Source organism: Klebsiella sp. EMBS2024 (genome assembly GCF_036233805.1).
GTDB lineage: Bacteria > Pseudomonadota > Gammaproteobacteria > Enterobacterales > Enterobacteriaceae > Klebsiella > Klebsiella pneumoniae.
This window is the reverse complement of sequence record NZ_JAZARW010000001.1, coordinates 1,244,122-1,270,585: the sequence shown is the minus strand read 5'-3', so window position 1 is coordinate 1,270,585 and position 26,464 is coordinate 1,244,122. Positions and strand designations below refer to the sequence as shown.

General features: G+C 58.6%; 28 protein-coding genes. 5 read left to right on the top strand and 23 right to left on the bottom strand.

Going from position 1 to position 26,464, the window contains the following annotated elements:
• Window positions 1-2: 2 nt before the first annotated feature.
• The 7 genes from VZP09_RS05715 to VZP09_RS05685 form a co-directional block, all read right to left on the bottom strand.
• Window positions 3-347, bottom strand: a complete 345-nt coding sequence (locus VZP09_RS05715; RefSeq protein ID WP_328794951.1) for a hypothetical protein — start codon at window positions 345-347, stop codon at window positions 3-5.
• Window positions 348-437: 90 nt separating this feature from the next.
• On the bottom strand, window positions 438-1,268 hold the full coding sequence (cobB, locus tag VZP09_RS05710) for a Sir2 family NAD+-dependent deacetylase (RefSeq protein WP_004176563.1): 831 nt from the start codon (window positions 1,266-1,268) through the stop codon (window positions 438-440).
• 14 nt (window positions 1,269-1,282) lie between these two features.
• Window positions 1,283-2,194 carry an N-acetylglucosamine kinase gene (gene nagK, locus VZP09_RS05705; RefSeq protein ID WP_328794950.1) on the bottom strand — a complete coding sequence of 304 codons (912 nt, stop codon included), beginning with the start codon at window positions 2,192-2,194 and terminating at the stop codon, window positions 1,283-1,285.
• Between the two features lie 48 nt (window positions 2,195-2,242).
• On the bottom strand, window positions 2,243-3,487 hold the full coding sequence (lolE, locus tag VZP09_RS05700; RefSeq protein WP_004176565.1) for a lipoprotein-releasing ABC transporter permease subunit LolE: 1,245 nt from the start codon (window positions 3,485-3,487) through the stop codon (window positions 2,243-2,245).
• The gene (gene lolD, locus VZP09_RS05695; protein ID WP_002900798.1) at window positions 3,487-4,188 is read right to left on the bottom strand and encodes a lipoprotein-releasing ABC transporter ATP-binding protein LolD; all 702 of its coding nucleotides are present in this window, start codon (window positions 4,186-4,188) and stop codon (window positions 3,487-3,489) included. The genes lolE and lolD overlap by 1 nt, the downstream gene beginning before the upstream one ends.
• Window positions 4,181-5,380: a lipoprotein-releasing ABC transporter permease subunit LolC gene (gene lolC, locus VZP09_RS05690; protein ID WP_328794949.1), complete on the bottom strand. Its 1,200-nt coding sequence runs from the start codon at window positions 5,378-5,380 to the stop codon at window positions 4,181-4,183. The genes lolD and lolC overlap by 8 nt, the downstream gene beginning before the upstream one ends.
• A gap of 133 nt (window positions 5,381-5,513) precedes the next feature.
• The gene (locus VZP09_RS05685) at window positions 5,514-5,645 is read right to left on the bottom strand and encodes a hypothetical protein (RefSeq protein WP_004140630.1); all 132 of its coding nucleotides are present in this window, start codon (window positions 5,643-5,645) and stop codon (window positions 5,514-5,516) included.
• A gap of 39 nt (window positions 5,646-5,684) precedes the next feature.
• On the opposite strand from VZP09_RS05685, the gene mfd reads away from it, so the two are divergent.
• Window positions 5,685-9,131, top strand: coding sequence for a transcription-repair coupling factor (gene mfd / locus VZP09_RS05680; protein ID WP_004183645.1), 3,447 nt, complete (start codon window positions 5,685-5,687; stop codon window positions 9,129-9,131).
• 163 nt (window positions 9,132-9,294) lie between these two features.
• Entirely contained in the window at window positions 9,295-10,254 is a 960-nt protein-coding gene (ldtC, locus tag VZP09_RS05675; RefSeq protein WP_002900790.1) for a L,D-transpeptidase LdtC, read from the top strand.
• Window positions 10,255-10,382: 128 nt separating this feature from the next.
• Here ldtC and bhsA read toward each other — a convergent pair whose 3' ends face one another.
• Window positions 10,383-10,640, bottom strand: coding sequence for a multiple stress resistance protein BhsA (gene bhsA / locus VZP09_RS05670; protein ID WP_002900788.1), 258 nt, complete (start codon window positions 10,638-10,640; stop codon window positions 10,383-10,385).
• A 97-nt stretch (window positions 10,641-10,737) separates the two neighbouring features.
• Between bhsA and VZP09_RS05665 the strand changes: the two genes are divergently transcribed.
• Window positions 10,738-10,893: a hypothetical protein gene (locus VZP09_RS05665; RefSeq protein WP_004147941.1), complete on the top strand. Its 156-nt coding sequence runs from the start codon at window positions 10,738-10,740 to the stop codon at window positions 10,891-10,893.
• The gene (locus tag VZP09_RS05660; RefSeq protein WP_328794948.1) at window positions 10,890-11,525 is read left to right on the top strand and encodes a TetR/AcrR family transcriptional regulator; all 636 of its coding nucleotides are present in this window, start codon (window positions 10,890-10,892) and stop codon (window positions 11,523-11,525) included. The genes VZP09_RS05665 and VZP09_RS05660 overlap by 4 nt, the downstream gene beginning before the upstream one ends.
• Before the next feature lie 52 nt (window positions 11,526-11,577).
• On the opposite strand, the gene VZP09_RS05655 is transcribed toward VZP09_RS05660, so the two are convergent.
• Window positions 11,578-11,700: a hypothetical protein gene (locus tag VZP09_RS05655; RefSeq protein ID WP_328794947.1), complete on the bottom strand. Its 123-nt coding sequence runs from the start codon at window positions 11,698-11,700 to the stop codon at window positions 11,578-11,580.
• 68 nt (window positions 11,701-11,768) lie between these two features.
• Here VZP09_RS05655 and VZP09_RS05650 point away from each other — a divergent pair, with 68 nt between their 5' ends.
• On the top strand, window positions 11,769-13,958 hold the full coding sequence (locus VZP09_RS05650) for a TonB-dependent siderophore receptor (RefSeq protein WP_004150817.1): 2,190 nt from the start codon (window positions 11,769-11,771) through the stop codon (window positions 13,956-13,958).
• Window positions 13,959-14,015: 57 nt separating this feature from the next.
• Here VZP09_RS05650 and VZP09_RS05645 read toward each other — a convergent pair whose 3' ends face one another.
• The 14 genes from VZP09_RS05645 to pabC form a co-directional block, all read right to left on the bottom strand.
• On the bottom strand, window positions 14,016-14,555 hold the full coding sequence (locus tag VZP09_RS05645) for a glycine zipper 2TM domain-containing protein (protein WP_002900781.1): 540 nt from the start codon (window positions 14,553-14,555) through the stop codon (window positions 14,016-14,018).
• Window positions 14,556-14,749: 194 nt separating this feature from the next.
• Window positions 14,750-16,054 (bottom strand): NAD(P)/FAD-dependent oxidoreductase, encoded by a 1,305-nt coding sequence (locus VZP09_RS05640; protein WP_002900778.1) that lies wholly within the window; start codon window positions 16,052-16,054, stop codon window positions 14,750-14,752.
• A gap of 244 nt (window positions 16,055-16,298) precedes the next feature.
• On the bottom strand, window positions 16,299-16,841 hold the full coding sequence (ycfP, locus tag VZP09_RS05635; RefSeq protein ID WP_002900775.1) for an alpha/beta hydrolase YcfP: 543 nt from the start codon (window positions 16,839-16,841) through the stop codon (window positions 16,299-16,301).
• Window positions 16,842-16,876: 35 nt separating this feature from the next.
• The gene (gene nagZ, locus VZP09_RS05630; protein WP_004147935.1) at window positions 16,877-17,887 is read right to left on the bottom strand and encodes a beta-N-acetylhexosaminidase; all 1,011 of its coding nucleotides are present in this window, start codon (window positions 17,885-17,887) and stop codon (window positions 16,877-16,879) included.
• A gap of 23 nt (window positions 17,888-17,910) precedes the next feature.
• Window positions 17,911-18,738: a thiamine kinase gene (thiK, locus tag VZP09_RS05625; RefSeq protein ID WP_040088769.1), complete on the bottom strand. Its 828-nt coding sequence runs from the start codon at window positions 18,736-18,738 to the stop codon at window positions 17,911-17,913.
• On the bottom strand, window positions 18,719-19,357 hold the full coding sequence (gene lpoB, locus VZP09_RS05620; RefSeq protein WP_014342994.1) for a penicillin-binding protein activator LpoB: 639 nt from the start codon (window positions 19,355-19,357) through the stop codon (window positions 18,719-18,721). The genes thiK and lpoB overlap by 20 nt, the downstream gene beginning before the upstream one ends.
• 21 nt (window positions 19,358-19,378) lie before the next feature.
• Window positions 19,379-19,753, bottom strand: a complete 375-nt coding sequence (locus VZP09_RS05615; RefSeq protein WP_002900683.1) for a YcfL family protein — start codon at window positions 19,751-19,753, stop codon at window positions 19,379-19,381.
• A gap of 4 nt (window positions 19,754-19,757) precedes the next feature.
• Complete coding sequence (gene hinT / locus VZP09_RS05610; RefSeq protein WP_002900681.1) at window positions 19,758-20,114, bottom strand: purine nucleoside phosphoramidase; 357 nt, start codon at window positions 20,112-20,114, stop codon at window positions 19,758-19,760.
• Between the two features lie 261 nt (window positions 20,115-20,375).
• Entirely contained in the window at window positions 20,376-21,809 is a 1,434-nt protein-coding gene (ptsG, locus tag VZP09_RS05605) for a PTS glucose transporter subunit IIBC (RefSeq protein ID WP_002900680.1), read from the bottom strand.
• Between the two features lie 296 nt (window positions 21,810-22,105).
• Window positions 22,106-22,900: a metal-dependent hydrolase gene (locus tag VZP09_RS05600; RefSeq protein WP_004140680.1), complete on the bottom strand. Its 795-nt coding sequence runs from the start codon at window positions 22,898-22,900 to the stop codon at window positions 22,106-22,108.
• 10 nt (window positions 22,901-22,910) lie between these two features.
• On the bottom strand, window positions 22,911-23,915 hold the full coding sequence (gene holB, locus VZP09_RS05595; RefSeq protein ID WP_021441547.1) for a DNA polymerase III subunit delta': 1,005 nt from the start codon (window positions 23,913-23,915) through the stop codon (window positions 22,911-22,913).
• Window positions 23,912-24,553 carry a dTMP kinase gene (tmk, locus tag VZP09_RS05590; RefSeq protein WP_002900674.1) on the bottom strand — a complete coding sequence of 214 codons (642 nt, stop codon included), beginning with the start codon at window positions 24,551-24,553 and terminating at the stop codon, window positions 23,912-23,914. The genes holB and tmk overlap by 4 nt, the downstream gene beginning before the upstream one ends.
• Window positions 24,543-25,565 carry a cell division protein YceG gene (yceG, locus tag VZP09_RS05585; protein WP_004176577.1) on the bottom strand — a complete coding sequence of 341 codons (1,023 nt, stop codon included), beginning with the start codon at window positions 25,563-25,565 and terminating at the stop codon, window positions 24,543-24,545. The genes tmk and yceG overlap by 11 nt, the downstream gene beginning before the upstream one ends.
• Before the next feature lies 1 nt (window position 25,566).
• Complete coding sequence (gene pabC, locus VZP09_RS05580) at window positions 25,567-26,376, bottom strand: aminodeoxychorismate lyase (RefSeq protein WP_002900669.1); 810 nt, start codon at window positions 26,374-26,376, stop codon at window positions 25,567-25,569.
• Window positions 26,377-26,464 lie beyond the last annotated feature (88 nt).

Here is a 26,464-nt window from a genome sequence, read left to right as displayed (position 1 = left end):
GATCAGCGTTGACCGCCGTCGCGCTGGCCTTTGCCCTTCCCTTTTTCGGCTCGCCGCTGCACAAAATCTTCAATGATGCCGACAACCCAGTTGAGAGGTTTCCACAGCACCANCAGCAGCAGCAACGGACCGTATATTCGCACACCGCCCGTCGCGACCTGACCGGTGAACAGCAGGGCTAAGATATCCAGCAGCAGGCACAACGCGCTGCCAGTGCCGAGGAACAGACATAGCAGGAAGAGGATCGGTCGGCTATCGGCGTGTAGCGGTAAAGCGCGCTGGCTCCAGACGCCAACGATAATGGCCGCGATCAACATGATCGCTTCGATAACCAGCGGATTATGCATGGTCTGACTCCTGTCATGACGTGACATCCTTGTCAGCAGCGCTGCCGGCGGCCGTGGGCTGCGCCCTGGCTACCGGCAGGCGGCTTCAGTTTACAGCGCGTTTTCCTGCAGCAGCTTATCGATAAAGGCAGGCACCACTTCGCTTGCCAGCCCGTAGTGCTTCTCGGCAAACTCGCTGCCCACCTGGCTGGGCTCCAGGTTCAGTTCAACGGTATGGGCGCCGTGCAGTCGCGCCTCGTGCACAAAGCCAGCCGCCGGATAGACATGGCCGGAGGTGCCGATGGCGATAAAAATATCTGCGTCGGCCAGCGCGCTGTAGATCTCATCCATCCCCAGCGGCATTTCGCCAAACCAGACCACGTGCGGACGCAGCGCCGCCGGGAACTGGCAGCAGTGGCACTTGTCCTCGGCGGTGACGTCGCCGGTCCACTCCAGCACCTGGCCGCTCCACGAACAGCGCACCTTTAGCAGCTCGCCGTGCATATGGATCACCCGGCGGTTGCCGGCGCGCTCGTGCAGATTATCAATATTCTGGGTGACCAGCAGAAAATGGTCGCCCAGCAGATCCTCCAGACGCGCCAGCGCCAGATGCGCCGCGTTCGGCGCGATTTCCGGACTCTGCAGCTGACGACGACGGGCGTTGTAGAACGCCTGCACCAGCGCCGGATCGCGGGCGAAGCCTTCCGGCGTCGCCACATCTTCCACCCGATGCTCTTCCCACAGGCCATCGGCCGCGCGGAAGGTTTTGATCCCCGACTCTGCCGAGATGCCCGCGCCGGTTAACACCACCACTCTCGGTTTTGCCATCGCTTCAGGCTTCATCCTGTCCTCCCTAAAGAAAATCCGCTGACGCAGACGGTCACGCAACCGACGTTTATTGCGACGAAAACGGCTCAATCGATGTAAACGGCGCGACTGCATAGCTACCTCTGTGATTAATGGGTCAGGTGAAGGAAGGCCGCACCGCGCATTCCCCCGGCATCGCCGTGGCGCGCGCGCTCAATGCGCGGAACCCTGGCGACCGGCAGAAGATGGCGCGGCAATCGTTGCGCCAGCCCTTCGCTAATGGCCGTAAAGTTAGATAATCCACCGCCGAGCACCAGCAAATCCGGGTCGACAATGGTCAGTATATTCCCCAGACACACCGCCAGCAGATCGAGATAGCGCTCAACGTGCGCCTGCGCGCGCGGATCGTGCTGCTGCCACTGCGCCACAATCTCCGGCGAGGAGAGCGGTTGCTGATAAAAATGTTCGTACAGCCAGGCGAAACCGCGACCGGAGAGATAATTTTCAATACAGCCCAGCTGGCCGCAGCCGCAGCGCAGCAGCGGAAAATCGCGCCCAACCACCTCCAGGGCATCCACCGGCAGGCGAATATGACCGAACTCGCCGGTGATATAGCTATGTCCGGTAATCGATTTACCGTTCAACACCAGGCCGCCGCCCACGCCGGTGCCGAGGATCAATCCCATCACCAGCGGGTATTGCGTAAACTCATCGTCCCACGCTTCCGACAGCGCGAAACAGTTGGCGTCATTATCGAGACGCACATCGCGCCCCAACCGCGCGCTGAGGTCAGCGCGCAGCGGCCGGCCGCTGGCGGCTGGCACGTTAGCGGCATACAGCGTGCCGTCCGCCGTTTCCGGCATTCCCGGAATACCGATCCCCACCGAACCCTGCTGGTCGAAGCGCTCATCGGCCTCGCGGACCAGCGCCTCTACCGCCTGGAGAAAATCCTCATAACTACTTTTCGGCGTGGCGACGCGTTTTTCCCANTGCAGTCGCCGCTCCTGATTAAATACGCCCAGCGCTATCTTGCTGCCGCCAATGTCAAATCCATAATACATTTCAGCAATTCCTCTTTTGTCGTCAGCCAGGCCGACGATGACGATAAATTACTGGCCACTCAGCACCCTCGCCGGGTCGATGCGGCTGGCGCGGCGGGCGGGATACCAGCTGGCCAGCAAACTCAGCAACAGTGCTGTCACCAGCACATAAAAGACGTCCAGCCAGTGCAATTCTGACGGCAGGAAGTCAATAAAATAGATGTCGCCGGAGAGGAATTTATGCCCAATCAGGTATTCGATGCCGTTGATGATCGACGTCAGGTTCAACGCGCAGATCACGCCGATCACCACCCCAAACAGGCTGCCTACCGATCCGGCTAATAAACCATACCACACGAAAATCGCGCGAATTAAGCCGTCTTTTGCGCCAAGCGTGCGCAGCACCGCAATATCGCCGCTTTTGTCTTTGACCGCCATCACCAGCGTCGAGACGATGTTAAAGCAGGCCACGCCGATCACCAGCACCATCGCCAGGTACATAATGGCGCGGATCATCTGGATGTCGCGATACATATAGCCATAGGTGCCGATCCAGCTCTTGATGTAGACGTAGCTGTTGGTCACCTCGCCGGCGTCGCGTACCAGCTTGTTAGCATGGAAAACGTCGGTGACCTTGATGGCGATGCCGGTCACGCTGCCGCCCATCTCCAGATACTGCTGCGCATCCTGCATCGGGATCATGGCAAAACTATGATCGAGCTGGCCGCTCAGCTGTAAAATTCCGGTCACATGCAGCCTGACGCGTTTTGGCTGCAGCAGCTGATGGTCGGCGTCGGCATTAGGGATCATGATCGACACCCAGTCCCCCTGCTTCACGTGCAGGGCATCGGCGACCCCTTTGCCCAGGATCACTTGCTGTTCGCCAGCCTTGAATCCGGCCCACGCGTTATTCTGCACAAAGGTAGGCAGCGCGCTGAGCTGGCTCTCCTGCTGCGGGTCGACGCCTTTCACCTGGATGGCGCGCATATTGCTGCCGCTCTCCACCAGGCCGGTGAAGTTAATATAGGGCGCTGCCGCGACAATCCCCTTCACCTTCTGCACCTTCGCCAGCGCTTCCTGCCAGTTATTCCACGGCTGATTCACGGGTTCGATTTCGCCGTGCGGTACCACCGCCAGCACGCGGTTATTCAGCTCGCGCTCAAAGCCGTTCATCGCGCTGAGGCCGACGATCAGCACCGCCACCCCCAGCGCAATGCCGATGGTGGAGATCACCGAGATCAGCGACACCATGCCGCCGCGCCGCCGGCCGCGGCTGAAACGCAATGCAATTAGTAACGATAACGGAGACGCCATTACTCGGCCCCCATCAGGGTCAGGTCGGCGGTCAGACGGCCATCGCGCATCTCCAGCTGGCGGCTCATGCGCTTCGCCAACTGCAGGTCGTGGGTCACCACCAGAAACGCGGTGCGCTGCGCGACGTTCAGTTCGCCCAGCAGCTGGAAGATGCTATCGGCGTTGCGAGCGTCGAGGTTACCGGTTGGCTCGTCCGCCAGCACCAGCCGCGGTTTATTCACCAGCGCGCGGGCAATCGCCACCCGCTGGCGCTCGCCGCCGGAGAGCTCCGACGGACGGTGATGGCTGCGGTGTTCAAGCCCGACCGCCTGCAGCATCGCTTTCGCCTGGCGTTCAATATCCGCCGGCTTCTTTTTGCCAATCAGCAGCGGCATCGCCACGTTTTCCAGTGCGCTAAAGTCCGGCAGCAGATGGTGGAACTGATAGATAAAGCCTAGCTCGCGGTTACGCAGGTCGGCGCGCGCGGCGGTGGATAGCTTGCTCATCGGCTGACCGGAGAAAATCACGTCGCCAGAGGTGGGCGTATCCAGGCCGCCGAGCAGATGCAGCAGCGTACTTTTGCCAGAGCCGGAGGTGCCGACGATAGCCATCATCTCGCCTTCACCAATGCTGAAGCTGACATTGTGCAGGACATCGGTTTGCACATTGCCTTCCTGATAGCGTTTGCACAGGTTGTCGCATTGCAGCAGGATCTTATTCATAACGTAAAGCCTCAGCGGGTTGGGTGGCGGCAGCGCGCCAGGAAGGGTACAACGTAGACAACAGGGCCAGCACCATCGCCACCAGGGCGATAACAATGACCTGCAGCGGCTCAATCNCCACCGGCAGCGCCACGCCGTCAAGGAAGGCGCCGATGATCGGCATTAAATTATTCAGCTGGCTGGCCAACAGGGCGCCAAGCACCGCTCCCAGCAGCGCGCCGACGATCCCGGCGCTGGCCCCCTGCACCATAAAGACGGCCATAATCTGCCGCGGCGTCAGCCCCTGGGTCTGGAGGATCGCCACTTCGCCCTGCTTCTCCATCACCATCATCCCCAGCGAGGTAATAATGTTGAAGGCCGCGACGGCGACGATCAGGCTCAGCAGCAGGCCCATCATATTTTTCTCCATGCGCACCGCCTGGAACAGTTCGCCCTTGCGCTCGCGCCAGTCCTGCCACTGAGTTCCCGGCGGCAGCGTCTGCTGACTCAGGGTGTCGACCTGCAGCGGTTGATCCAGCCACAGGCGCCAGCCGGTGATATTCCCCAGCGGATAGCGCATCAGACGGGAGGCGTCGTCGATGTTGGTCAGCATCTGATAGCCATCGACTTCGCTGTTGGCGGCGAAGGTGCCGATGACCGTGAACAGACGCTGGCTCGGCACGCGGCCCATCGGCGTAAACTGACTCGCGGAAGGAACCATCACGCGAATTTTATCGCCGCGATTAACCCCCAGCTGGCCCGCCAGCTGCTCGCCGAGAATAACGTTATATTTGCCCGCCTGCAGATCGCTCTGTTTGACGTTCACCAGGTATGGAGTCAGGGGATCGTTCTGCGCCGGATCAATGCCCAGCATAACCCCGACCGCCACGCTGCGCGCACTCTGCAGCACCACGTCGCCGGTGGTGATCGGCGCTACGCGGGTTACCCCATTAAGTTTCGCTTCGCGCTCCGGCAGTTGCTGAGGGTTCACCGACCCCTGTTTGGCGCTAAGAATGGCCTGTGGCATCAGCCCCAGGATGTTGTTTTGCAGCTCGCGTTCAAAGCCGTTCATCACCGACAGGACTGTCACCAGCGCCATTACGCCAAGCGTAATACCGATAGTTGAGAGCCAGGAGACGAAACGACCGAAGCGGTCGGCTGCGCGCCCGCGCATATAGCGTAGGCCGATAAAGAGTGCGGCAGGTTGGTACATGTCATCCATCTGGTTGCTGATAGCCGATGCCCGAGTATATAAGCGATTAGGGGCAGCGTAAACGACTGATACATGACGACTTTATTAGCAACAAACCTAAAAACCAAGTAAATACAAACGGATAGATAAGTACTTACTTATTTATCTTTACGCTTATCGACAGCGCTGACCTTTCTTCACCCAATACGCGATGGCAATTCGGGTTGGCGAATCCAGACCAATCGCGGATAATCTCACTATTGAATATCAGCGAGTTGCCCTCCATATCGGCAGAGCGAATCCCTAAGAGATCATGAAACCGTCTATGCCTGAACAATATCGATACTCATTGCCGGTGAAAGCCGGCGACCAGCGCCAGCTTGGCGAGTTGACCGGCGCAGCCTGCGCCACCCTGGTGGCGGAGATGGCCGAACGCCACAGCGGCCCGGTGGTGCTGGTGGCGCCTGACATGCAAAACGCGCTGCGTCTGAACGACGAGATCAGGCAGTTTACCGACAGCATGGTGATGGGGCTGGCGGACTGGGAAACGCTCCCTTACGACAGCTTCTCGCCGCATCAGGACATCATCTCCTCCCGTCTTGCCACCCTTTACCAGTTACCCACCATGCAGCGCGGCGTACTGATCGTCCCGGTCAGCACCCTGATGCAGCGCGTCTGTCCGCACAGCTTCCTTCACGGCCACGCGCTGGTGATGAAAAAGGGCCAGCGCCTGTCGCGCGATGCGCTGCGCGATCAGCTGGAGGGGGCCGGCTACCGCCATGTCGATCAGGTGATGGAGCACGGCGAATATGCTACCCGCGGCGCGCTGCTCGACCTGTTCCCGATGGGTAGCGATCAGCCCTACCGCCTTGATTTCTTTGACGATGAAATCGACAGCCTGCGCCTGTTCGACGTTGACAGCCAGCGCACGCTGGAGGAAGTGGCGGCCATTAACCTGCTGCCGGCGCACGAGTTCCCCACCGACCAGACCGCTATTGAGCTGTTCCGCAGCCAGTGGCGCGACCGCTTTGAGGTGAAGCGCGATGCCGAACACATCTATCAGCAGGTCAGTAAAGGGACGCTACCTGCCGGTATCGAATACTGGCAACCGCTGTTCTTCAGCGAGCCGCTGCCGCCGTTATTCAGCTATTTCCCGGCCAGCACGCTGATCGTCAACACCGGCGATCTCGAGGCCAGCGCGGAGCGATTCCAGAATGAAGCCCGCGCCCGCTTTGAAAACCGCGGCGTCGACCCGATGCGCCCGCTCCTGCCGCCTGAGCTGCTGTGGCTGCGCAGCGATGAGCTATTCAGCGAACTGAAAAAATGGCCGCGCGTGCAGCTGAAAACCGAACGTCTGGCGGACAAAGCGGCAAATACTAATCTGGGCTACCAGACGCTGCCGGACCTCGCCGTCCAGGCGCAGAACAAAGCGCCGCTGGATAATCTGCGCCGCTTCCTCGAGTCATTTACCGGTCCGGTGATCTTCTCGGTGGAAAGCGAAGGCCGCCGTGAAGCGCTGAGCGAAATGCTGGCGCGGATTAAAGTTGCGCCAAAACATGTGCTGCGTCTGGAGGAAGCCACCGGCAACGGCCGCTATCTGATGATTGGCGCCGCCGAGCACGGGTTTATCGACAGCCAGCGCGGCCTGGCGCTGATTTGCGAGAGCGACCTGCTCGGCGAGCGGGTGGCGCGCCGTCGTCAGGATTCGCGACGCACCATTAACCCTGACACTCTGATTCGCAACCTCGCCGAACTGCATATCGGCCAGCCGGTCGTTCACCTGGAACACGGCGTGGGCCGCTACGCGGGCATGACTACCCTGGAAGCCGGCGGCATCACCGGCGAATATTTGATGCTGACCTACGCCAACGATGCCAAGCTATACGTTCCGGTATCGTCCCTGCATCTTATCAGCCGCTACGCCGGCGGGGCGGAAGAAAACGCCCCCCTGCACAAGCTGGGCGGCGATGCCTGGACCCGGGCGCGACAAAAAGCGGCTGAGAAAGTACGCGACGTGGCGGCCGAGCTGCTGGATATCTATGCCCAGCGCGCGGCGAAGGCGGGTTTTGCCTTTAAACACGACCGCGAACAGTATCAGCTATTCTGCGACGGCTTCCCATTTGAAACCACGCCGGATCAGGCGCAGGCGATCAACGCCGTCCTCAGCGATATGTGCCAGCCGCTGGCCATGGACCGCCTGGTATGCGGCGATGTGGGCTTCGGCAAGACCGAAGTGGCCATGCGCGCCGCCTTCCTCGCCGTGGAGAACCACAAGCAGGTGGCGGTGCTGGTGCCGACCACCCTGCTGGCTCAGCAGCACTATGACAATTTCCGCGATCGTTTCGCCAACTGGCCGGTACGCATCGAAATGCTCTCCCGCTTCCGCAGCGCTAAAGAGCAGGCGCAGATCCTCGAGCAGGCCGCGGAAGGCAAAATCGATATCTTGATCGGCACCCACAAGCTGCTGCAGAGCGAGGTGAAGCTGCGCGATCTCGGGCTGCTGATCGTCGACGAAGAGCACCGGTTTGGCGTGCGGCATAAAGAGCGCATCAAAGCGATGCGCGCCGATGTCGATATTCTGACCCTCACCGCCACGCCGATCCCGCGGACGCTGAACATGGCGATGAGCGGGATGCGCGATCTGTCGATCATCGCCACGCCGCCGGCGCGCCGCCTGGCGGTGAAGACCTTCGTTCGCGAATATGACGCCCTGGTGGTGCGCGAGGCGATCCTGCGCGAAACGCTGCGCGGCGGCCAGGTCTACTATCTGTTTAATGACGTTGAGAACATCCAGAAAGCCGCCGACAAGCTGGCGGAGCTGGTGCCGGAGGCGCGGATCGCCATCGGTCACGGTCAGATGAGGGAGCGCGAACTGGAGCGGGTGATGAATGACTTCCATCACCAACGCTTCAATGTGCTGGTGTGCACCACCATCATCGAAACCGGGATCGACATTCCCACCGCCAACACCATCATCATCGAACGCGCCGACCATTTTGGCCTCGCCCAGCTGCACCAGCTGCGCGGCCGCGTTGGCCGTTCGCATCACCAGGCCTATGCCTGGCTGCTGACGCCGCATCCGAAAGCGATGACCACCGATGCGCAAAAGCGCCTCGAGGCCATTGCGTCGCTGGAAGATCTCGGCGCCGGCTTTGCGCTGGCAACCCACGATCTGGAGATTCGCGGGGCCGGGGAACTGCTTGGGGAAGATCAGAGCGGTCAGATGGAAACCATCGGTTTCTCCCTGTATATGGAGCTGCTGGAGAACGCAGTCGATGCGTTGAAAGCCGGGCGTGAACCCTCGCTGGAAGATCTCACCAGTCAGCAGACGGAGGTTGAACTGCGCATGCCTTCCCTGCTGCCTGATGATTTCATCCCTGACGTCAATACGCGCCTGTCATTCTATAAGCGCATTGCCAGCGCCAAAAACGAACAGGATCTGGAGGAGATCAAAGTCGAGCTGATCGATCGTTTTGGCCGCCTTCCCGATGCCGCCCGCAACCTGCTGGATATCGCCCGTCTGCGTCAGCAGGCGCAGAAACTGGGGATCCGCAAACTGGAAAGCAACGAAAAAGGCGGCGTGATTGAATTTAACGAGAAAAACAACGTCAATCCGGTGTGGCTGATCGGCCTGCTGCAGAAGCAGCCGCAGCACTTCCGCCTGGACGGTCCCACGCGCCTGAAGTTCATGCAGGACCTGGAGGAGCGTAAAACGCGGATGGACTGGGTTCGCCAGTTTATGCGCCAGCTGGAAGAGAACGCCGTCGCCTGACTGGCAGGAGATACGGCCCCACTGCCGTATCTCCCTTCCCACATACCTCGCAATCTTTACAAACATTTTGCAATCCGCCTGGATTTCCCCACACAGACTCACGCCATAATCTCATCTGCTTTTCGTATAAAAATAACCACTTACATATTTTGGAGTTATGGTAATGAGAAACCGTTTCCCCGTGACGCTTTGGCTGACGCTAGTCGCGTTAGTCGCCGCGCTGGCCCTCCCCGCGCGCGCTAACACCTGGCCCCTTCCCCCGCCGGGCAGCCGGCTGGTGGGTCAGAATCAGTTTCATGTGGTACAGGATGACGGCGGTTCGCTGGAAGCGATTGCCAAGAAGTACAATGTCGGCTTCCTGGCCCTGCTGCAGGCCAATCCCGGGGTTGACCCCTATGTTCCGCGCGCCGGCAGCGTGCTGACCATCCCCCTGCAGACGCTGCTGCCCGATGCGCCGCGCGAAGGGCTGGTGATTAACCTCGCCGAACTGCGCCTCTACTATTACCCGCCGGGCAAGAATGAAGTGACCGTCTACCCAATCGGCATCGGTCAGCTGGGTGGGACCACCATCACACCGACGATGGTCACAACCGTGTCCGACAAACGGGCCAATCCGACCTGGACACCTACCGCCAACATTCGCGCGCGCTACAAGGCTATGGGGATTGAGCTGCCGGCGGTAGTGCCTGCTGGTCCTGACAATCCGATGGGCCATCACGCCATCCGCCTCGCCGCCTATGGCGGAGTATATCTCCTGCACGGCACCAATGCCGATTTCGGCATCGGTATGCGCGTCAGTTCCGGCTGCATTCGTCTGCGCGATAACGATATCAAGGCGCTGTACAACACTATCTCGCCGGGCACGAAGGTGAACATTATCAACACGCCGATCAAGGCGTCGGTTGAGCCGGATGGCCGCCGTCTGGTTGAGGTCCATCAGCCGCTGTCTGAGCATATCGATGACGACCCGCAGACCCTGCCCATTACGCTTAATGCGGCCATGACTGCGTTCAAACAGGCGCCGCAGACCGACGGGACGGTGATGGAGCGCGCGATGAATTACCGCTCGGGCATGCCGATTGACGTCACCCGTCATGCTGAACCTGGACCGCAGTCGCTGTAGTCTTACGCTGCATAAAACAAAAAACCCGCCTGATGGCGGGTTTTTTGTTGGCAAGGGTCAAACAGGGGTACAACAGGGTCTTACTCATCGCCGTCCGGTGAAGGGGGCCGGGCAGCGACGCATCGGGCTTACTTGTAGATAACGGCGGTACCGTGAAGGGTATTCGGACCGGTTACCGAAGTAATACGGTATGAAGTGGCGCCCATCTCATCCGCTTTCTGCGCCAGCTGGTCTTCCAGCGAGCCCAGGTTAGTCCCGGCAGAAGCAGAGATGGTGCCTACTTTATGCTGTCCTGCAGGGGTGGACTGCACCTCTACAGCGGCAAAGCTGGCGAAAGAAAGGGAACTTAAAACGGCGGCAATAGCCAGAGTATTAACGGTTTTCATGATTATTATACCTGTGCAGATGAATTTTATAGTAGGGTCGCAAGCATTAACTTAACGATCGATAGGTAAATAATAATGTGATCTATGTCACACGTCAATGCATTTTTATAACGATCGTTTAACTATTTATAAAATGCTTAAATTTCATACATATATGAATTATTTATTTTTAAACCGACAGCGCTGGCCCCGGCGATCGTTTATTTTTATAATGGCCTTTCACCAAACCAACATAGGTACAACGGCACCATGACAACTGACGTTCAAAGTTGCGCCAAAAAAAGCCGTGGCNGACCGAAGGTGTTCGACAGGGATGCGGCGCTGGACAAAGCCATGACACTCTTCTGGCAGCACGGCTATGAGGCGACCTCGCTCGCCGATCTGGTCGAGGCGACAGGAGCAAAAGCCCCCACCCTGTATGCGGAATTTGTGAATAAAGAAGGCCTATTCCGCGCAGTGTTGGATCGTTACATTTCGCGCTTTGCCGCGAAGCACGAAGCCGTGCTGTTTGCCGAGGGAAAATCCGTCGATCGCGCGTTGCGTGACTACTTCACGGCGGTCGCCACCTGCTTTACCAGCAAAGAGACGCCGGCCGGCTGCTTTATCATCAATACCTCCGCCGCGCTGGCCGCCTCCTCGACGGATATCGCCAATACCATCAAATCCCGCCATGCGATGCAGGAGCAGGCGCTAACCCAGTTTCTGCAGCAGCGGCAGGCGCAGGGCGAACTGCCCGCGGGCCGCGATGTCGCGCAGCTGGCGCAATTTCTTAACTGCGTTCTGCAGGGGATGTCGATTAGCGCCCGGGAAGGCGCGGATTTCGACAAGCTGATGCAAATCACCGATACCACTCTCCGTCTCTGGCCGCAGGTCCTCGGGTCCTGATGCGCCCTGCTTCCGGCGGTATTCTGCCGCCGGATCCGCTCTCCTGTTGGCTTTATCCCCACAAAATAGATTGATTTTTATTACCTTTTCTCGCGCAAGATAAACGCAAATGATATTGATTGCGATATTCATTATGTGCAAAATCCTTTTTTGTGTTTTTCCAGATGTTTCGCATTGTAACGAATACCGGCCGACGCCGGCCCATAACAACGACAAAGCAACTTGCTCATAAAAGGAATGGATATGAAAAAGCGCCTCTGGGTGCTCCACCCTCTGCTGCTGGCCAGCACGCTGCCTGCGCTGGCGGCTCAGTCTGATGAAGACAGCATCATCGTTAGCGCAAACCGCACCCATCGCACCGTGGCCGAAATGGCCCAAACCACCTGGGTCATTGAGGGCCAGGAGATTGAGCAGCAGGTCCAGGGCGGGAAAGAGTTCAAAGACGTGCTGGCGCAGCTGATCCCCGGCATCGACGTCAGCAGCCAGGGGCGGACCAACTATGGGATGAACATGCGCGGGCGCGCGATCGTCGTGCTGATTGACGGCGTCCGGCTCAACTCCTCACGCACCGACAGCCGCCAGCTCGACGCCATCGATCCATTCAACATCGAACATATCGAAGTGATCTCCGGAGCGACCTCGCTGTACGGCGGGGGCAGTACCGGCGGGCTTATCAACATCGTTACCAAAAAGGGGCAGCAGGATCGTCAGGTCGATCTCGAGGTGGGCAGCAAGAGCGGTTTTGCGAACAGCAACGATCATGATGAGCGCGTCGCGGCGGCCGTCAGCGGCGGAACAGACCACGCATCCGGCCGCTTGTCGGTAGCCTATCAGCGTTTCGGCGGCTGGTACGACGGCAATAACGATGCGCTGATCCTCGATAATACCCAAACGGGGCTCCAGCACTCTGACCGCCTCGACGTGATGGGGACGGGGACGATTGAGATCGATGATAACCGCCAGCTGCAGCTGGTCACCCAGTATTATAAAAGCCAGGGCGATGATGACTACGGTCTGTGGCTCGGGAAGAACATGTCCGCGGTCACCAGCGGCGGCAAAGCGTATACCACCGACGGGCTCAATTCCGACCGTATCCCCGGCACCGAACGCCATCTGATCAGCCTCCAGTACTCCGATGCCGACTTTTTCGGCCAGAATCTGGTGAGCCAGGTGTACTATCGCGATGAGTCCCTCACCTTCTATCCGTTCCCGACGCTCACGAAAGGTCAGGTCAGTAGCTTCTCCTCGTCGCAGCAGGATACCGATCAGTATGGGGCCAAGCTGACCCTCAACAGCCAACCGCTGGCGGGGTGGGATCTCACCTGGGGTCTCGACGCCGATCATGAGACCTTTAATGCCAACCAAATGTTCTTCGATCTGCCACAATCGATGGCCTCCGGCGGGTTGCACAACGAATCGATCTACACAACCGGCCGCTACCCGGGATACAGTATTTCCAATGTCGCGCCATTCCTGCAGTCCAGCTACGATCTGAACGATATCTTTACCGTCAGCGGCGGGGTACGCTACCAGTGGACCGAAAACCGGGTCGACGACTTTGTCGGCTACGCCCAGCAGCAGGATATCGCCAACGGCAAAGCGCGCTCCGCCGACGCCATCAAAGGCGGCAAAACCGATTATGACAATTTCCTGTTTAACGCCGGGATCGTGGCCCACCTGACCGAGCGTCAACAAACCTGGTTTAACTTCTCGCAGGGTGTCGAGCTACCGGACCCTGGTAAATACTATGGCATCGGTAAATATGGCGCTGCGGTGAATGGTCATCTGCCGCTGATCTCCAGCGTCAACGTCGATGACTCGCCGCTGCAGGGGATCAAAGTTAACTCGTACGAGCTGGGCTGGCGCTACACTGGCGATAACCTGCGCACCCAGCTGGCGGCGTACTACTCGACCTCGGATAAGACCATTGTCGTCAACCGCACCGACATGACCATCGACGTTCAGTCCGACAAACGGCGTATTTACGGCGTTGAGGGGGCGGTCGACTACTTTATTCCGGATAGCGACTGGAGCGTCGGCGGTAACTTCAACGTGCTGAAATCCCAGGTGCAGACCGACGGCCGCTGGCAAAAATGGGACGTCACCCTCGCCTCGCCGTCTAAAGCCACCGCCTGGGTGGGCTGGGCGCCGGATCCGTGGAGCCTGCGCGTGCAGAGTCAGCAGGTATTTGACCTCAGCGATGCCGCCGGTAACAAGCTGGAAGGCTATAACACCGTCGATTTTATCGGTAGTTACGCGCTGCCGGTGGGGAAACTGACCTTCAGTATCGAAAACCTGCTTAACGAAGACTATGTCACTATCTGGGGCCAGCGCGCGCCGCTGCTCTACAGCCCAACCTACGGCAGTTCATCGCTGTATGAGTACAAAGGTCGTGGCCGCACCTTTGGTCTGAACTATGCCTTAACCTTCTGATAAAAAAAGCCCCTCAGCCTGAGCGATTGAGGGGCTAATCACTACACAAATCTGTTTTTAGATTTTATTGTTCAGGACCAGCTGGCCGTTGTTGTCCAGCGGGATCTGGCTGCCGGGATCGTGATCCATGCGGATTTTCCCCTGCTGATCGCCTATCTTATAGGTCACATCGTAGCCGAGCATTTTATCGGATTTATCATACACCGTTTTGCAGCGCTGCTGGGTGGTGGTGTAGGTATCGTTGTCCTGCATCGCGCCCTGGATCTGGTTGCCTGCATAGCCGCCGCCCAGCGCACCTACAACCGTCGCCACGCTGCGTCCGTGACCGCCGCCAAACTGGTGGCCAATCACCCCGCCCGCCACCGCGCCCAGCACCGAACCGGCGATGCGGTTTTCATCCTGTACCGGACGACGATGAGTCACCGTGACATTGCGGCATTCCTGACGCGGCGTTTTCACGGTTTCTTTAATCGGTGTACTGGAGACCACTTGCGCATACTGCGGGCCGCGATCCAACACGTTGAGACCAGCGACAGCTGCAACGCCCAGCGCGGCAGCCACGCCTATCCCTATACCCGCCAACATAGATTTATTCACGGGAGTTCCTCCTTTGTTGCTGTTGATACAATTTTGCAACCGGAGCCGGGAGGGCGCAAATCAGATAGCGGATGAAAAGTGCGAGAATTCGCTGCAAATCAAAGGGATTCAGAGGATTCCGAGCGGGATCTCTGCGGTTCCAGCAGAAGAGCCCGGAGGCGCCCTCAGAGCGCGCCTCCGGGTCGCGACAGCGATTAGTGCAGCTTCAGGCGCGGGCGAATGATGCGGTTGATGCGCCCGACCAGCATCATCAGGCCGGTCTTGAAGTAACCATGCAGAGCAATCTGGTGCATACGGTACAGGGAGATGTACACGAAGCGCGCAATGCGCCCTTCCACCATCATCGAACCGCGCATCAGGTTACCCATCAGGCTGCCGACGGTGGAGTAATTTGACAGCGACACCAGCGAGCCATGGTCTTTATAGGTGTATGCCTTCAGCGGTTTGCCTTTCATCTGCGCCAGGATGTTGTTTAGCGCGCAGGTAGCCATCTGGTGCGCCGCCTGGGCCCGCGGAGGCACAAAGCCGCCTTCCGGACGGGCGCAGGAGGCGCAGTCGCCGATGGCGAAAATATCCGCATCGCGGGTAGTCTGCAGCGTCGGCTCGACCACCAGCTGATTGATACGGTTGGTTTCGAGGCCGCCGATCTCTTTCATGAAATCTGGCGCTTTGATCCCCGCCGCCCAGACCATTAGATCCGCCTCAATATATTCGCCATCTTTAGTGTGCAGGCCGCCCGCATCCGCGCTGGTAACCATGGTCTGCGTCAGAACCCGTACGCCCAGCTTAGTCAGCTCATTATGCGCTGCCCCGGAAATGCGCGGCGGCAGCGCAGGCAGAATGCGCTCGCCCGCCTCGACCAGCGTGACGTTCAGCGCTTCGTTGGTCAGCCCTTTGTAGCCGTAGCTGTGCAGCTGTTTCACCGCATTGTGCAACTCAGCGGAGAGCTCCACGCCGGTGGCGCCGCCGCCGACGATGGCGATATTTACTTTACCGTTAGCGCCGAGGTTAGCAGAGTATTTAAGGAACAGGTTGAGCATTTCCTGATGGAAGCGACGCGCCTGGTGCGGGTTGTCGAGGAAAATGCAGTTCTCTTTTACGCCAGGGGTATTAAAGTCATTCGAGGTACTGCCCAACGCCATGACCAGCGTGTCGTACGGCAGTTTACGCTCAGCCACCAGCAGCTCGCCTTTTTCATTGCGCAGCTCGCCGAGGGTGATGGTTTTCCCTTCGCGGTTGATATCCACCACCGAGCCCAGCTGGAACTGGAAACCGTGGTTGCGGGCATGGGCCAGATAGCTCAGCGCATCAACGCCTTCATCCAGAGAACCGGTGGCCACTTCGTGCAGCAGCGGCTTCCACAGATGGCTGTGGTTACGGTCCACCAGAGTGATTTTCGCTTTCTTATGGCGCCCTAACTTTCTCCCCAGCTGAGTTGCCAGTTCCAGTCCGCCAGCGCCGCCACCCACAATTACGATTTTTTTCAATGGCGTAGTCATGTGTACCCCNAAAATTATTAACCAATTGTTAAATAAAAGTTATTGAAATAGCCTTTATTTAACAACAAGTTACGTTAATGAAACCATTCAGCACTGTCGAGAATACCATGAACGGTGCATTGGTCATACCAAAATTGATGTGCATCAAGTTTTGTCGCGTATTTTTTCAGCGAAACCAATAAGTGTAGACATGAAAAAACCCGCGTGGTGAACCCGACGCGGGTTTGGGAACAAGGGNNNGCAGTTAGCCGAGGGTTTTAAACGCTTTCAGCCGCTGCAGATGCGGCGAGATATTTTTAAACTTATGGGTCTGCTCTTCATCCCAGATAATTTCATAATAGTGGTGCAGGAGATCGGCGGAACGCTGGCTGTCCAACGCCTCGTCCTGGCGGGAAAGCACCACCAGGCAGCGATCGCGGTTCTTCTCGCGGAAGTTGGTCACGCACTTGGTGGCGATGTCAGCATACTCTTCCGGTCGGTCGATTTTGCCTTCCATGTTCTCATGCGGAAACAGGTTTGGATTGAACACCGCCTGGCGGATATCGCACAGAAAACCAATCCGCTCCGCCCAGTAGCCGCCAAGGCCGACGCCGCAGATCAGCGGCCGGTCATCGGCAGTGAGCTGCAGCATTTTATCGACCTCTTTCAGCAAATGCTGCATATCGTGCTTGGGATGCCGCGTGCTGTAGCTAATCAACCGCACGTCCGGGTCGATAAACTGCAGCTGCATCACCTTCTCATGGTTACCGGGGCTGTTCGAGTCAAAACCGTGTAAATAGATAATCATCGCATCCTCACCAGACAACAACGCCCCGTAGAGCGTTACGCGGACTTCGCCTCTTGCCAGCGCGCATGAAGCTGCTCCAGCTGGGCACTCACCGTTTTCCAACGGGCTGAATCCCTTAACTCCTGACGGGAAAAGGAACCTTTATGATACAATTTCGTAACACGCTCTGCTTTGATCGGCGACAGGTTATCCAGCACACTGACCGCGCCTTTACGATTATTGCAGACGAGGATCATATCGCAACCGGCGTCGAGCGATGCCTGACCGCGTTCGGCATAGCTGCCCATGATCGCCGCCCCTTCCATCGACAGATCGTCGGAGAAAATCACCCCGTCAAAGCCCAGTTCGCCGCGCAGCACCGTTTTCAGCCAGTACGCCGAGCCGCTGGCCGGACGCGGATCGAGCTCCGGGTAAATCACATGCGCCGGCATAATGGCATCCAGACGCTGCTCGGCGATAAGGCTTTTGAACACCGCCATATCATGGTCGCGGATAACCGATGCCGCCCGCGGATCGAACGGCGTCTCTTTGTGCGAATCGGCAGTCACCGCCCCGTGACCCGGGAAGTGTTTGCCGGTGGTTTTCATGCCCGCGGCGTGCATCCCGTCAATGAAGTGACGCGCCATCGTCAGCGCTTTCTGTGGATCTTCATGATAAGAACGTTCGCCGATTGCGGCGCTGATATGGCCGACGTCCAGCACTGGCGCAAAACTAATATCGATATCCATGGCGATCATTTCGCTGGCCATCAGCCAGCCGGCTTCGGCGGCCAGTTTGCCCCCCTCTTCCATCCCCAGCAGCGCGGCGAAAGACTGGGCCGCCGGTAAACGGGTAAACCCTTCGCGGAAACGCTGAACCCGCCCCCCTTCCTGATCGACCGCCACCACCAGGTGGTTCCGGGATGCGTCGCGGATCTGGCGCACCAGCTCGCGCAGCTGCGCCGGATCGTGATAATTTCGGGTAAAGAGGATCAACCCTCCCACCAGCGGATGCGCCAGAATTTCTCGCTCTTCCGCATCCAGCTCATACCCTTCGACATCCAACATCACTGGGCCCACACTGACCTCTCTTATCCTTTACGTTCGTTGTCTAACTGACACCATGTTTCATCTGCCAGCGTGATAAATTGCCGGTCCCCGCTCTGCCGCCAGCGCATTTCATACCAGCCCGCCATCAACAGCAGTACCCACGGGCGCCAGAGTACAACCTGCCGCCAAAGCAGCTGCGCGTCGATGGCCGCCCGCCGGGCATACGCTTCTACCAGCCGACGGCGCTCGCCAGGCGTGATCCACACCGCGGCCAGCTCCAGCGCGATATCGCCATCGCCGGCATATTCCCAGTCGATCAGCCTCAGGCCGGACTCATTATGAATAATATTGCCGGCATGGACGTCCATGTGCAGCGGCGCCAGCCGCAGGGGACGGGGCTCGCCCTGGCGGCGCAGCCGCTGATGCCAGCGCAGCCAACGCGGCTTGCGCCGCGCCGGATCGCACCTCTGCCAGTACTGGGCCAGCAGTGGTGTGAGGCTAACCCGCCAGCCAAACCGCGGTTGCTGATGCAAATCATACAATAAGCCTGACAGCTGCGGGGAGGCCGGTAACTCGCTTTTCACCTCCCCTGTGCAATACTCCACCACCATCCAGCAGGGTGAGTAAAACAGCGGGGTTGGCGCCAGCCTGGCAGGCAGTCGGCGGAGTGCGTGATACTGACGGCGAAAATGGTAAGTGACGGCAGACGGATCGTGCGGCTGACGCAGCACGTGCCGCCGGTCGCCGTCGCTGATAATCACACTGCCGCCGCTGAGGCCACTCTGGCTCAGCGAGGCGACAGGATGATAATGGGGAAAGAAGCGCGACAAGAGCTCGTCGCGCGTTAGCTTATTGTTGCTGAACAGCACCTTTACCTGACCAGATTATCTCACCGGTTTGCACCAGCATGAGCTGCATTTTCAGCTCAGGCGCGTTGACGTTGCCGGTGGCATTGGAGTAAAGCACATACTGCGCGCCCACGTTGCGGGCGATGCCCATGGCTTTGCTGCGGCTGCCGAGGCTGTCCTGCGGCGACAGGCCCAGCTGCTGCTTGGCGACCGCCAGCTGCTGCGCCGATACCAGGGTAAATTTGCCGTTACCGGCCAGCGCACTACGTAGCGCAGTGGTGGCTTCTCCAGCATTCAGCGAACCGTTGGTGCGGTTGTTCACGCTGTCAACCAGCAGAATACTGCCGGCATTGACCCCACTCGCCTGCAGCATCTGCCCCACCAGCGGCTGAACCGCGCCGTTCCAGTCATAATGACGCACGCGCGGCGCCGGCTGACCCGACTGCTGATCCTGATGCTCAATCGGCCCAGGCTGCGCCGGGACAGAGGGCACCGCCGGTACGGTCGGCACCGTGGGCTGCGGCTGCGCAGGCTGCTGCGGCTGCGGTTTGGCCTCTTCTACCGGCGCGGGCTGCTCCCGCAACCCCGCACAGCCTGCGAGGAATATCGCCAGTGCTGTGATTAACGCATAGCGACACATTTTCATCATTATAATTACCCCTTACAGATAAAGATAAAGGCGGGCCTTATGCGCCCCCAGGATATTGGCGCTGCCATATAACGTGACCGAGGAGCGGGCCGGTACCACGATGGTGCGCGGCGCGTCCAGCGGATGCATCTCCAGCCCTCGGGCGTCATACCAGAAAAAACGATAGTGCACGGTAACCGGCTGCTGGCGCTCGTTATATAGCGTTGAGGAGGCGGTAGCCTGAATCTCTGTCGCCACGACGGCAGGCTCGCTGGCGCTGATCCCCGCCGCCAGCACGCTCGACTCCATCACCAGCGCCTGCTGGTCAGAAACCGGGATCTCCGGGTGTGAACTACACCCGGCGAGTAGCCCCGCCGCCAGACACGCGCCCAAAAGGGTCCTGAGCATGACGTTAGCCTTTGTGCGCCAGCATCGGGCCAAGCGGACGACCGCCCAGCAGATGCATATGGATATGGTACACTTCCTGGCCGCCGTGGCGGTTGCAGTTGACGATCAACCGATAGCCATCGTCGGCAAGACCTTCATCGCGGGCGATCTTCGCCGCGACGGTCATCATCCGGCCCAGCGCCAGCTCATGTTCAGCGGTGACGTCATTTACGGTAGGAATCAGAACATTCGGGACAATCAGAATATGGGTGGGCGCCTGCGGGGAGATGTCGCGAAAAGCGGTCACAAGCTCATCCTGATAGACAATATCCGACGGGATCTCCCGGCGAATGATTTTGCTGAAAATCGTTTCTTCTGCCATGACTGATTCCTTATAAGTTTTATCCCGTGCGCTGGCCTGCTTCTGCAGATAAACGCGGACGCACAGGTTCCGCTAAGAGTATGAGCGACATTCTCCCTCTCTTTCAACCTGAAAGCTCTTTTTCTTATTCAACTATAGACTTAGCTGCTGAGGGAATAAGCATATGGCGGACTGTTTTCAGGGTTATCGCTTGTGGGGCACCGACTTTAGCGCATAAAAAAGGCAGCCAGTTGGCTGCCTTAGTCTCCCCGATACTACGTCTTAACTGTTACGGATGTACTCATCCATTTCAGTTTTCAGGTTATCGGACTTGGTACCGAAGATGGCCTGTACGCCAGAACCTGCCACTACCACGCCAGCGGCGCCCAGTTTTTTCAGGCCAGCCTGGTCAACTTTCGCTACATCCGCCACGCTAACACGCAGACGAGTAATACATGCGTCGAGGTTGGTGATGTTCTCTTTACCGCCGAAAGCGGCGACCAGAGCCGGAGCCATCTCGCTGGTGGCGCCAGCTTTGCTCTCTTCGGTGGTGTCTTCACGACCCGGAGTTTTCAGATCCAGGGCTTTAATCAGCACACGGAAAATGACGTAGTACACGATCGCATAGCAGATACCAACAATCGGGAACAGCCACAGCTTGCTGCTGTTACCGGACAGCACGATAAAGTCGATCAGGCCGTGAGAGAACGAGGTACCGTCACGCATACCCAGCAGGATACAGATCGGGAACGCCAGGCCCGCCAGAATGGCATGGATAACGTACAGGATCGGCGCCACGAACATGAACGAGAACTCGATCGGCTCGGTGATACCGGTCAGGAACGAGGTCAGCGCGGCGGAGATCATGATACCGCCCACTTTGGCGCGGTTTTCCGGTTTAGCAGAGTGCCAAATAGCGATAGCCGCTGCCGGCAGACCATACATTTTGAACAGGAAGCCGCCAGACAGTTTGCCCGCCGTCGGGTCGCCTGCCATGTAGCGCGGGATATCGCCGTGGAACACCTGACCAGCCGCGTTGGTGTATTCGCCGATCTGCATCTGGAAAGGAACGTTCCAGATGTGATGCAGACCAAACGGCACCAGGCAACGTTCGATGAAACCGTAGATACCAAACGCCACCACTGGGTTCTGATAAGCAGCCCACTGGGAGAAGGTTTGGATCGCGGAGCCGATCGGCGGCCAAATGAAGGAGAGGATCACGCCGGTGAAGATAGCGGCCAGACCAGAGATAATCGGCACAAAACGCTTGCCCGCAAAGAAGCCGAGATATTCTGGCAGCTTGATGCGATAGAAGCGGTTGAACATGTAGGCGGCGATAGCACCGGAGATAATACCGCCAAGCACGCCGGTATCAGCAAGGTGTTTTGCCGCAATCTCGTCAGCAGGTAAATGCAGCACCAGCGGCGCAACAACCGCCATGGTTTTCACCATGATGCCGTAAGCCACGACTGCAGCCAGTGCGGATACACCGTCGTTATTGGTGAAGCCGAGGGCCACACCGATAGCGAAGATCAGCGGCATATTGGCGAAAACTGAACCGCCTGCTTCTGCCATAACGTGGGAGACCACGGCTGGCAGCCAGCTGAAGTTAGCGGAACCGACGCCCAGCAGGATACCTGCGATAGGCAGTACGGATACCGGCAGCATCAGCGATTTACCGACCTTCTGCAGGTTAGCAAATGCATTCTTAAACATAATTGAGAGTGCTCCTGAGTATTTGGTACTTTTTTACGCTTTCACGCATTGGCCCGGGGGGAGAACCGTGCCGTGGACAGGACATCTAAGCGCCCTTTATTTATTACACAGAGTAAAATAATTAACGGGATGATTGTTTGACGGCTATCACGTTTCAATCAGCCTTCCGGTAAAAATTTACATCAACTTACATAAATTGTATCCAGATGTTGCTAAAAAACCTTCACCGCCACTTTTGTGGCGGTGAACTTTACTCGCTTTGGCTATTAATTACGAGCCTTAAAATAATAAGCAGATCAAGCAGGTTGCAAACGGGCGGGGTCGATGTGGAACAGGGTGGCAAAATTGTCGGTGGTCTGCTGAGCCAGCTGCTCAAGCGACACCCCCTTCAGTACCGCCATATACTCGGCAACGTCACGGACCAGCGCCGGCTGGTTCTCTTTGCCGCGGTGGGGGACCGGCGCCAGGTACGGCGAATCGGTTTCAACCAGCAGGCGATCCAGCGGCACGTAGCGCGCCGCATCACGCAGCTGCTCGGCGTTACGAAAAGTGACGATACCGGAAAACGAGATATAGAACCCCATATCGAGCAGCTTGCCCGCTGTCTCCCTGTCCTCAGTGAAACAGTGTAGTACGCCACCGCAATCCGTCACCTTTTCTTCGCGCAAAATAGCCAGAGTATCGGCACGCGCGTCACGGGTATGGACGATCACCGGCTTATTGAGCTCACGGCCGATACGAATGTGGTCGCGGAACGAGCTTTGCTGTTGGGCTTTAGTTTCCGGGGTATAAAAATAATCCAGACCGGTCTCCCCCATCGCCACGACGCCCTCTTCCGCTGCCAGCGCGCGCAGAGTCTCTACCTCCCAGGGCTCGTCCTGGTTTAATGGGTGTACGCCACAGGAGAAGACGACGTTGTCACGCGTCCCCACCAGTTCGCGCATACTGCGGTAGCCAGGCAGCGTCGTGGCGACGGCGAGGCAAAATTTCACATCGCGTGCGGCCGCTTTTGCCAGCACGTCGTCGACGTTTTTGTGTAGAGTTTGATAATCCAGACCATCAAGATGGCAGTGGGAGTCGACTAAAAACATAATGTCTCACTCAGAGGTGGGAGACGGGTAAAACCGTCCCGGGTTGCAGGTAATGTTCCCAGCGCAGCAGGCGCTCGGTAAGCAGCAGTTCGCGGTTGACACCGACAACGTTGAGCAATTGCTCGCGGCAGGTACAGACGTCATGGGCAATCGCCTGCAGCCGGACAGCGGGCAGGCTGTGCGCCAGCTGCTCCAGCAGCGGCCAGACGTCAGGGTTACTCACCAGGGTAATCCCCTGCTGTCGTTTTTGCGCATCGACCAGCAGCGACGCCAGCCAGTGCAGGCGAACCGCCGCCTGTTCATGATTGAGTATCGGCAGCAGCGCCAGCCAGTCACCGCTCGCCAGGGTAGCCGCCAGCGCCTGACACAACTGCTGCCGCGCCGTCCACAGCGGTTCCTGTAACAGTTCGAGCGCCGCAGCCGGCGCGCTGGCGCACAGGCGTAACGCGGTCAACAATGACTCCTGCGGCAGGCTCACCTCACGCTCCAGCCAGGCCAGAGCATAAGGCTCAGACGGCGGCGCCAGATGATGCAGGCGACAGCGGCTGCGCAGAGTGGTCAGCAGACGCGCCGGCTCCTCGCAGGCGAGGAAGAACCAGGTATTCTCCGGGGGCTCCTCCAGCGTTTTCAGCAACGCGTTGGCGGCGGCATCGGTCAGCAAGGCAGCATCGCTAATCCAGACCACTTTTGCCCCACCAAGGCGTGCATGTTCATAGAGCTTTTCATTGACATCGCGCACCGCGTCAATACCCAGCGCGCTCTTGCCCTTCTCGGGGCTGAGCGCATAGTAATCGGGGTGCGTGCCGGCCTGCATCAGCTGACAGCTATGGCAGTGGCCGCAGCTTTTATGTCCTTCGGGCTGGCGGCACATCAGGAAGCGGCACAGCGCGTAAATCAACGCCTCGCCGCCCATCCCGTTCAGGGACTGTAACAGTAAGGCGTGGTGGCCTCGTCCGGCCTGATAGCTACCGACCAGTTGTTCGAACGAGGGGCGCAGCCACGGATACCATTTCATGCCGCTTGCTCCGCCATCCACTGGGCGATCGTGGCGCGAATGTCGCGCGCCACGGCATCCAGCGGCTGAGTTGCGTCAACCGTGCGGATAGAAGGATCGGCGGCGGCCAGCTCAAGATAGCGCGCGCGGGTACGGTTGAAAAAGTTCATGGACTCCTGCTCAATGCGATCCAGCTCGCCGCGGGCCCGGGCGCGCTGCAGCCCCACTTCCGGCGTGACGTCGAGATACAGCGTCAGATTGGGGCGAAAATCACCGAGTACCGCGTCGCGCAGCGTCGCCAGCATCGTGCGGTCAATTCCCCGGCCGCCGCCCTGATAGGCCTGCGTCGACAGATCGTGACGATCGCCGATCACCCACTGGCCGCGGGCCAGCGCGGGCTTAATCACGGTCTCCACCAACTGGACGCGCGCCGCGTAAAACATCAGCACTTCCGCTTTATCGTTAATCACTTCATCGCCCGTGGACTGGATATCCAGCACCAGGCTACGCAGTTTTTCGGCAAGGATTGTGCCCCCCGGCTCGCGGGTAAACACCATATCGTGAATACCCGCCGACTGCAGCGTCTCCACCACCAGTTGACGTGCGGTGGTCTTCCCGGCGCCCTCCAGCCCCTCGATGACGATATAGTTACTGCGCATTTTTTTCCTTAAGTACTTTCAGATAATCCTGCACCGCACGGTTATGACTGACCAGGTTTGTGGTAAACGTATGGCCCCCTTTCCCGTCGGCGACGAAATAAAGATATGGCGTTTTCGCCGGATGGGCGGCCGCCTTCAGCGAGGCCTCGCCCGGCACCGCGATAGGGCCCGGCGGCAAACCGCTGATGGTATAAGTATTGTATGCGGTCGGCGTCTCGAGATCCTTACGCGTTAACTTACCAGTATATCCTTCGCCCATCCCGTAGATTACGGTCGGATCGGTCTGCAAGCGCATACCGATGCGCAGGCGGTTGATAAATACCGACGCGACGCGGTCGCGCTCTTCCGCTACCGCGGTCTCTTTTTCAATAATCGAGGCCATGGTCAACAGCTGGTTCTGATCGGCATAGGGCAGATTCTCCATCCGTCCTTCCCAGACCTTCGCCACTTCGGCGACCATTTTCTGATGCGCGCGCTTGAGGATGGCGATATCGCTGGTGTTGGCGGTGTACATCCAGGTATCCGGCCAGAACCAGCCCTCTACCCAGTCGGCATGCTCAAGACCTAATGCCTTAGCCACCGTCGCGTAGCTATCGTCTTCAAGCGTGTGCTTCACGTACGGGGCATCGCGCAGCTGGCGCAGGTAGTCGCTGACGCGCATGCCTTCGACAAAGCGCAGCGGAAACTGCGCCTCTTTGCCGCTGGCCAGCAGCTGCAACATCTCGCGCACCGTCATTTGCGGCGTGAAGCGATAGGTCCCGGCCTTGAAGTGAGACAGCTCAGGTTCCACCCGCAGCAGCCACTGGAAAACGCGCGGGCGATTGATCACCTTCTCGCGATAGAGATCCTGGCCCAGCGCCAGCCGGCCGGTGCCGGCTTCGAGGGTAAAGATGGTCTCTTCCTTAATCAGCAGCTTGCTGTCCGCCAGCTGGCGTACCTTCCACATGCCTGCCGCCGCGGCGATGCCCAACAGCACGACCAGCAACAGGATAAAACGTAACATTTTCTTCATACTAACCAGACAGCTCACACAAAGGGGCTAAAAAATGGTAAAGCTCACGCGAGGACCAGGTGGTCTCCTCCCAGCGGCGAACCGGCACCAGCGGCATCAGCGCATTGCAGATCAGCACTTCATCGGCCTCCCGCAACGTCTCGGGACGCGCTGTCACTTCGACAACGCGAAACGTCGATGGTGCCAGCTGCGCGATACAGCGCTGCCGCATAATGCCGTTGACCCCGGCATAATCGAGTCGCGGAGTAAATACATCACGTCCCTGACGCCAGAATAAATTCGCGGCACAGCATTCCGTAAGCCACCCGTCACTGTCAAGGACCAGCGCCTCATCGGCGTCCGTCTGCTCAAGATGAGAGCGGATCAGTACCTGCTCAAGGCGATTAAGGTGCTTCAGGCCGGCAAGCCAGGAGTTGCGCCCCAGGGGCACCGGACTCTGGGTCAGAGTAATGCCCTCCTCCCGCCAGCGCGCATAATGCGCCGGGAATGGAGAGAAGCTGAGAATGCGAGTGGGCGACACGCAGCCTGCCGTACTGTATCCCCTTCCCCCAACGCCGCGGGTGAGAGTCACCTTGAGCACGCCCTGCGCGTGCGGCCGAGCCAGACGCTGCATCTCTTCGCTCAGCGTCAGCCAGTCGTTAAATGGGATATGTAATTTTTCACAGGTTGTCTGCAAACGCTGCAGATGGGCGTCCAGTAGCGCAACCTGCCCTTGCTGGATGCGGGCGGTGGTAAAACAGCCGTCGCCAAACTGGGTGGCGCGATCGTTCGCTGCCAACGTGTCCTGTACAACGCCGTTTATCAAGAACATAAAGGACTCCTTTTCACTGGTCGGTCAGTGTGTCAGGACCCAGAGCAGAGAACAAGGGGAGAAAGCTGAATAAAAAAGGCCCGATGAA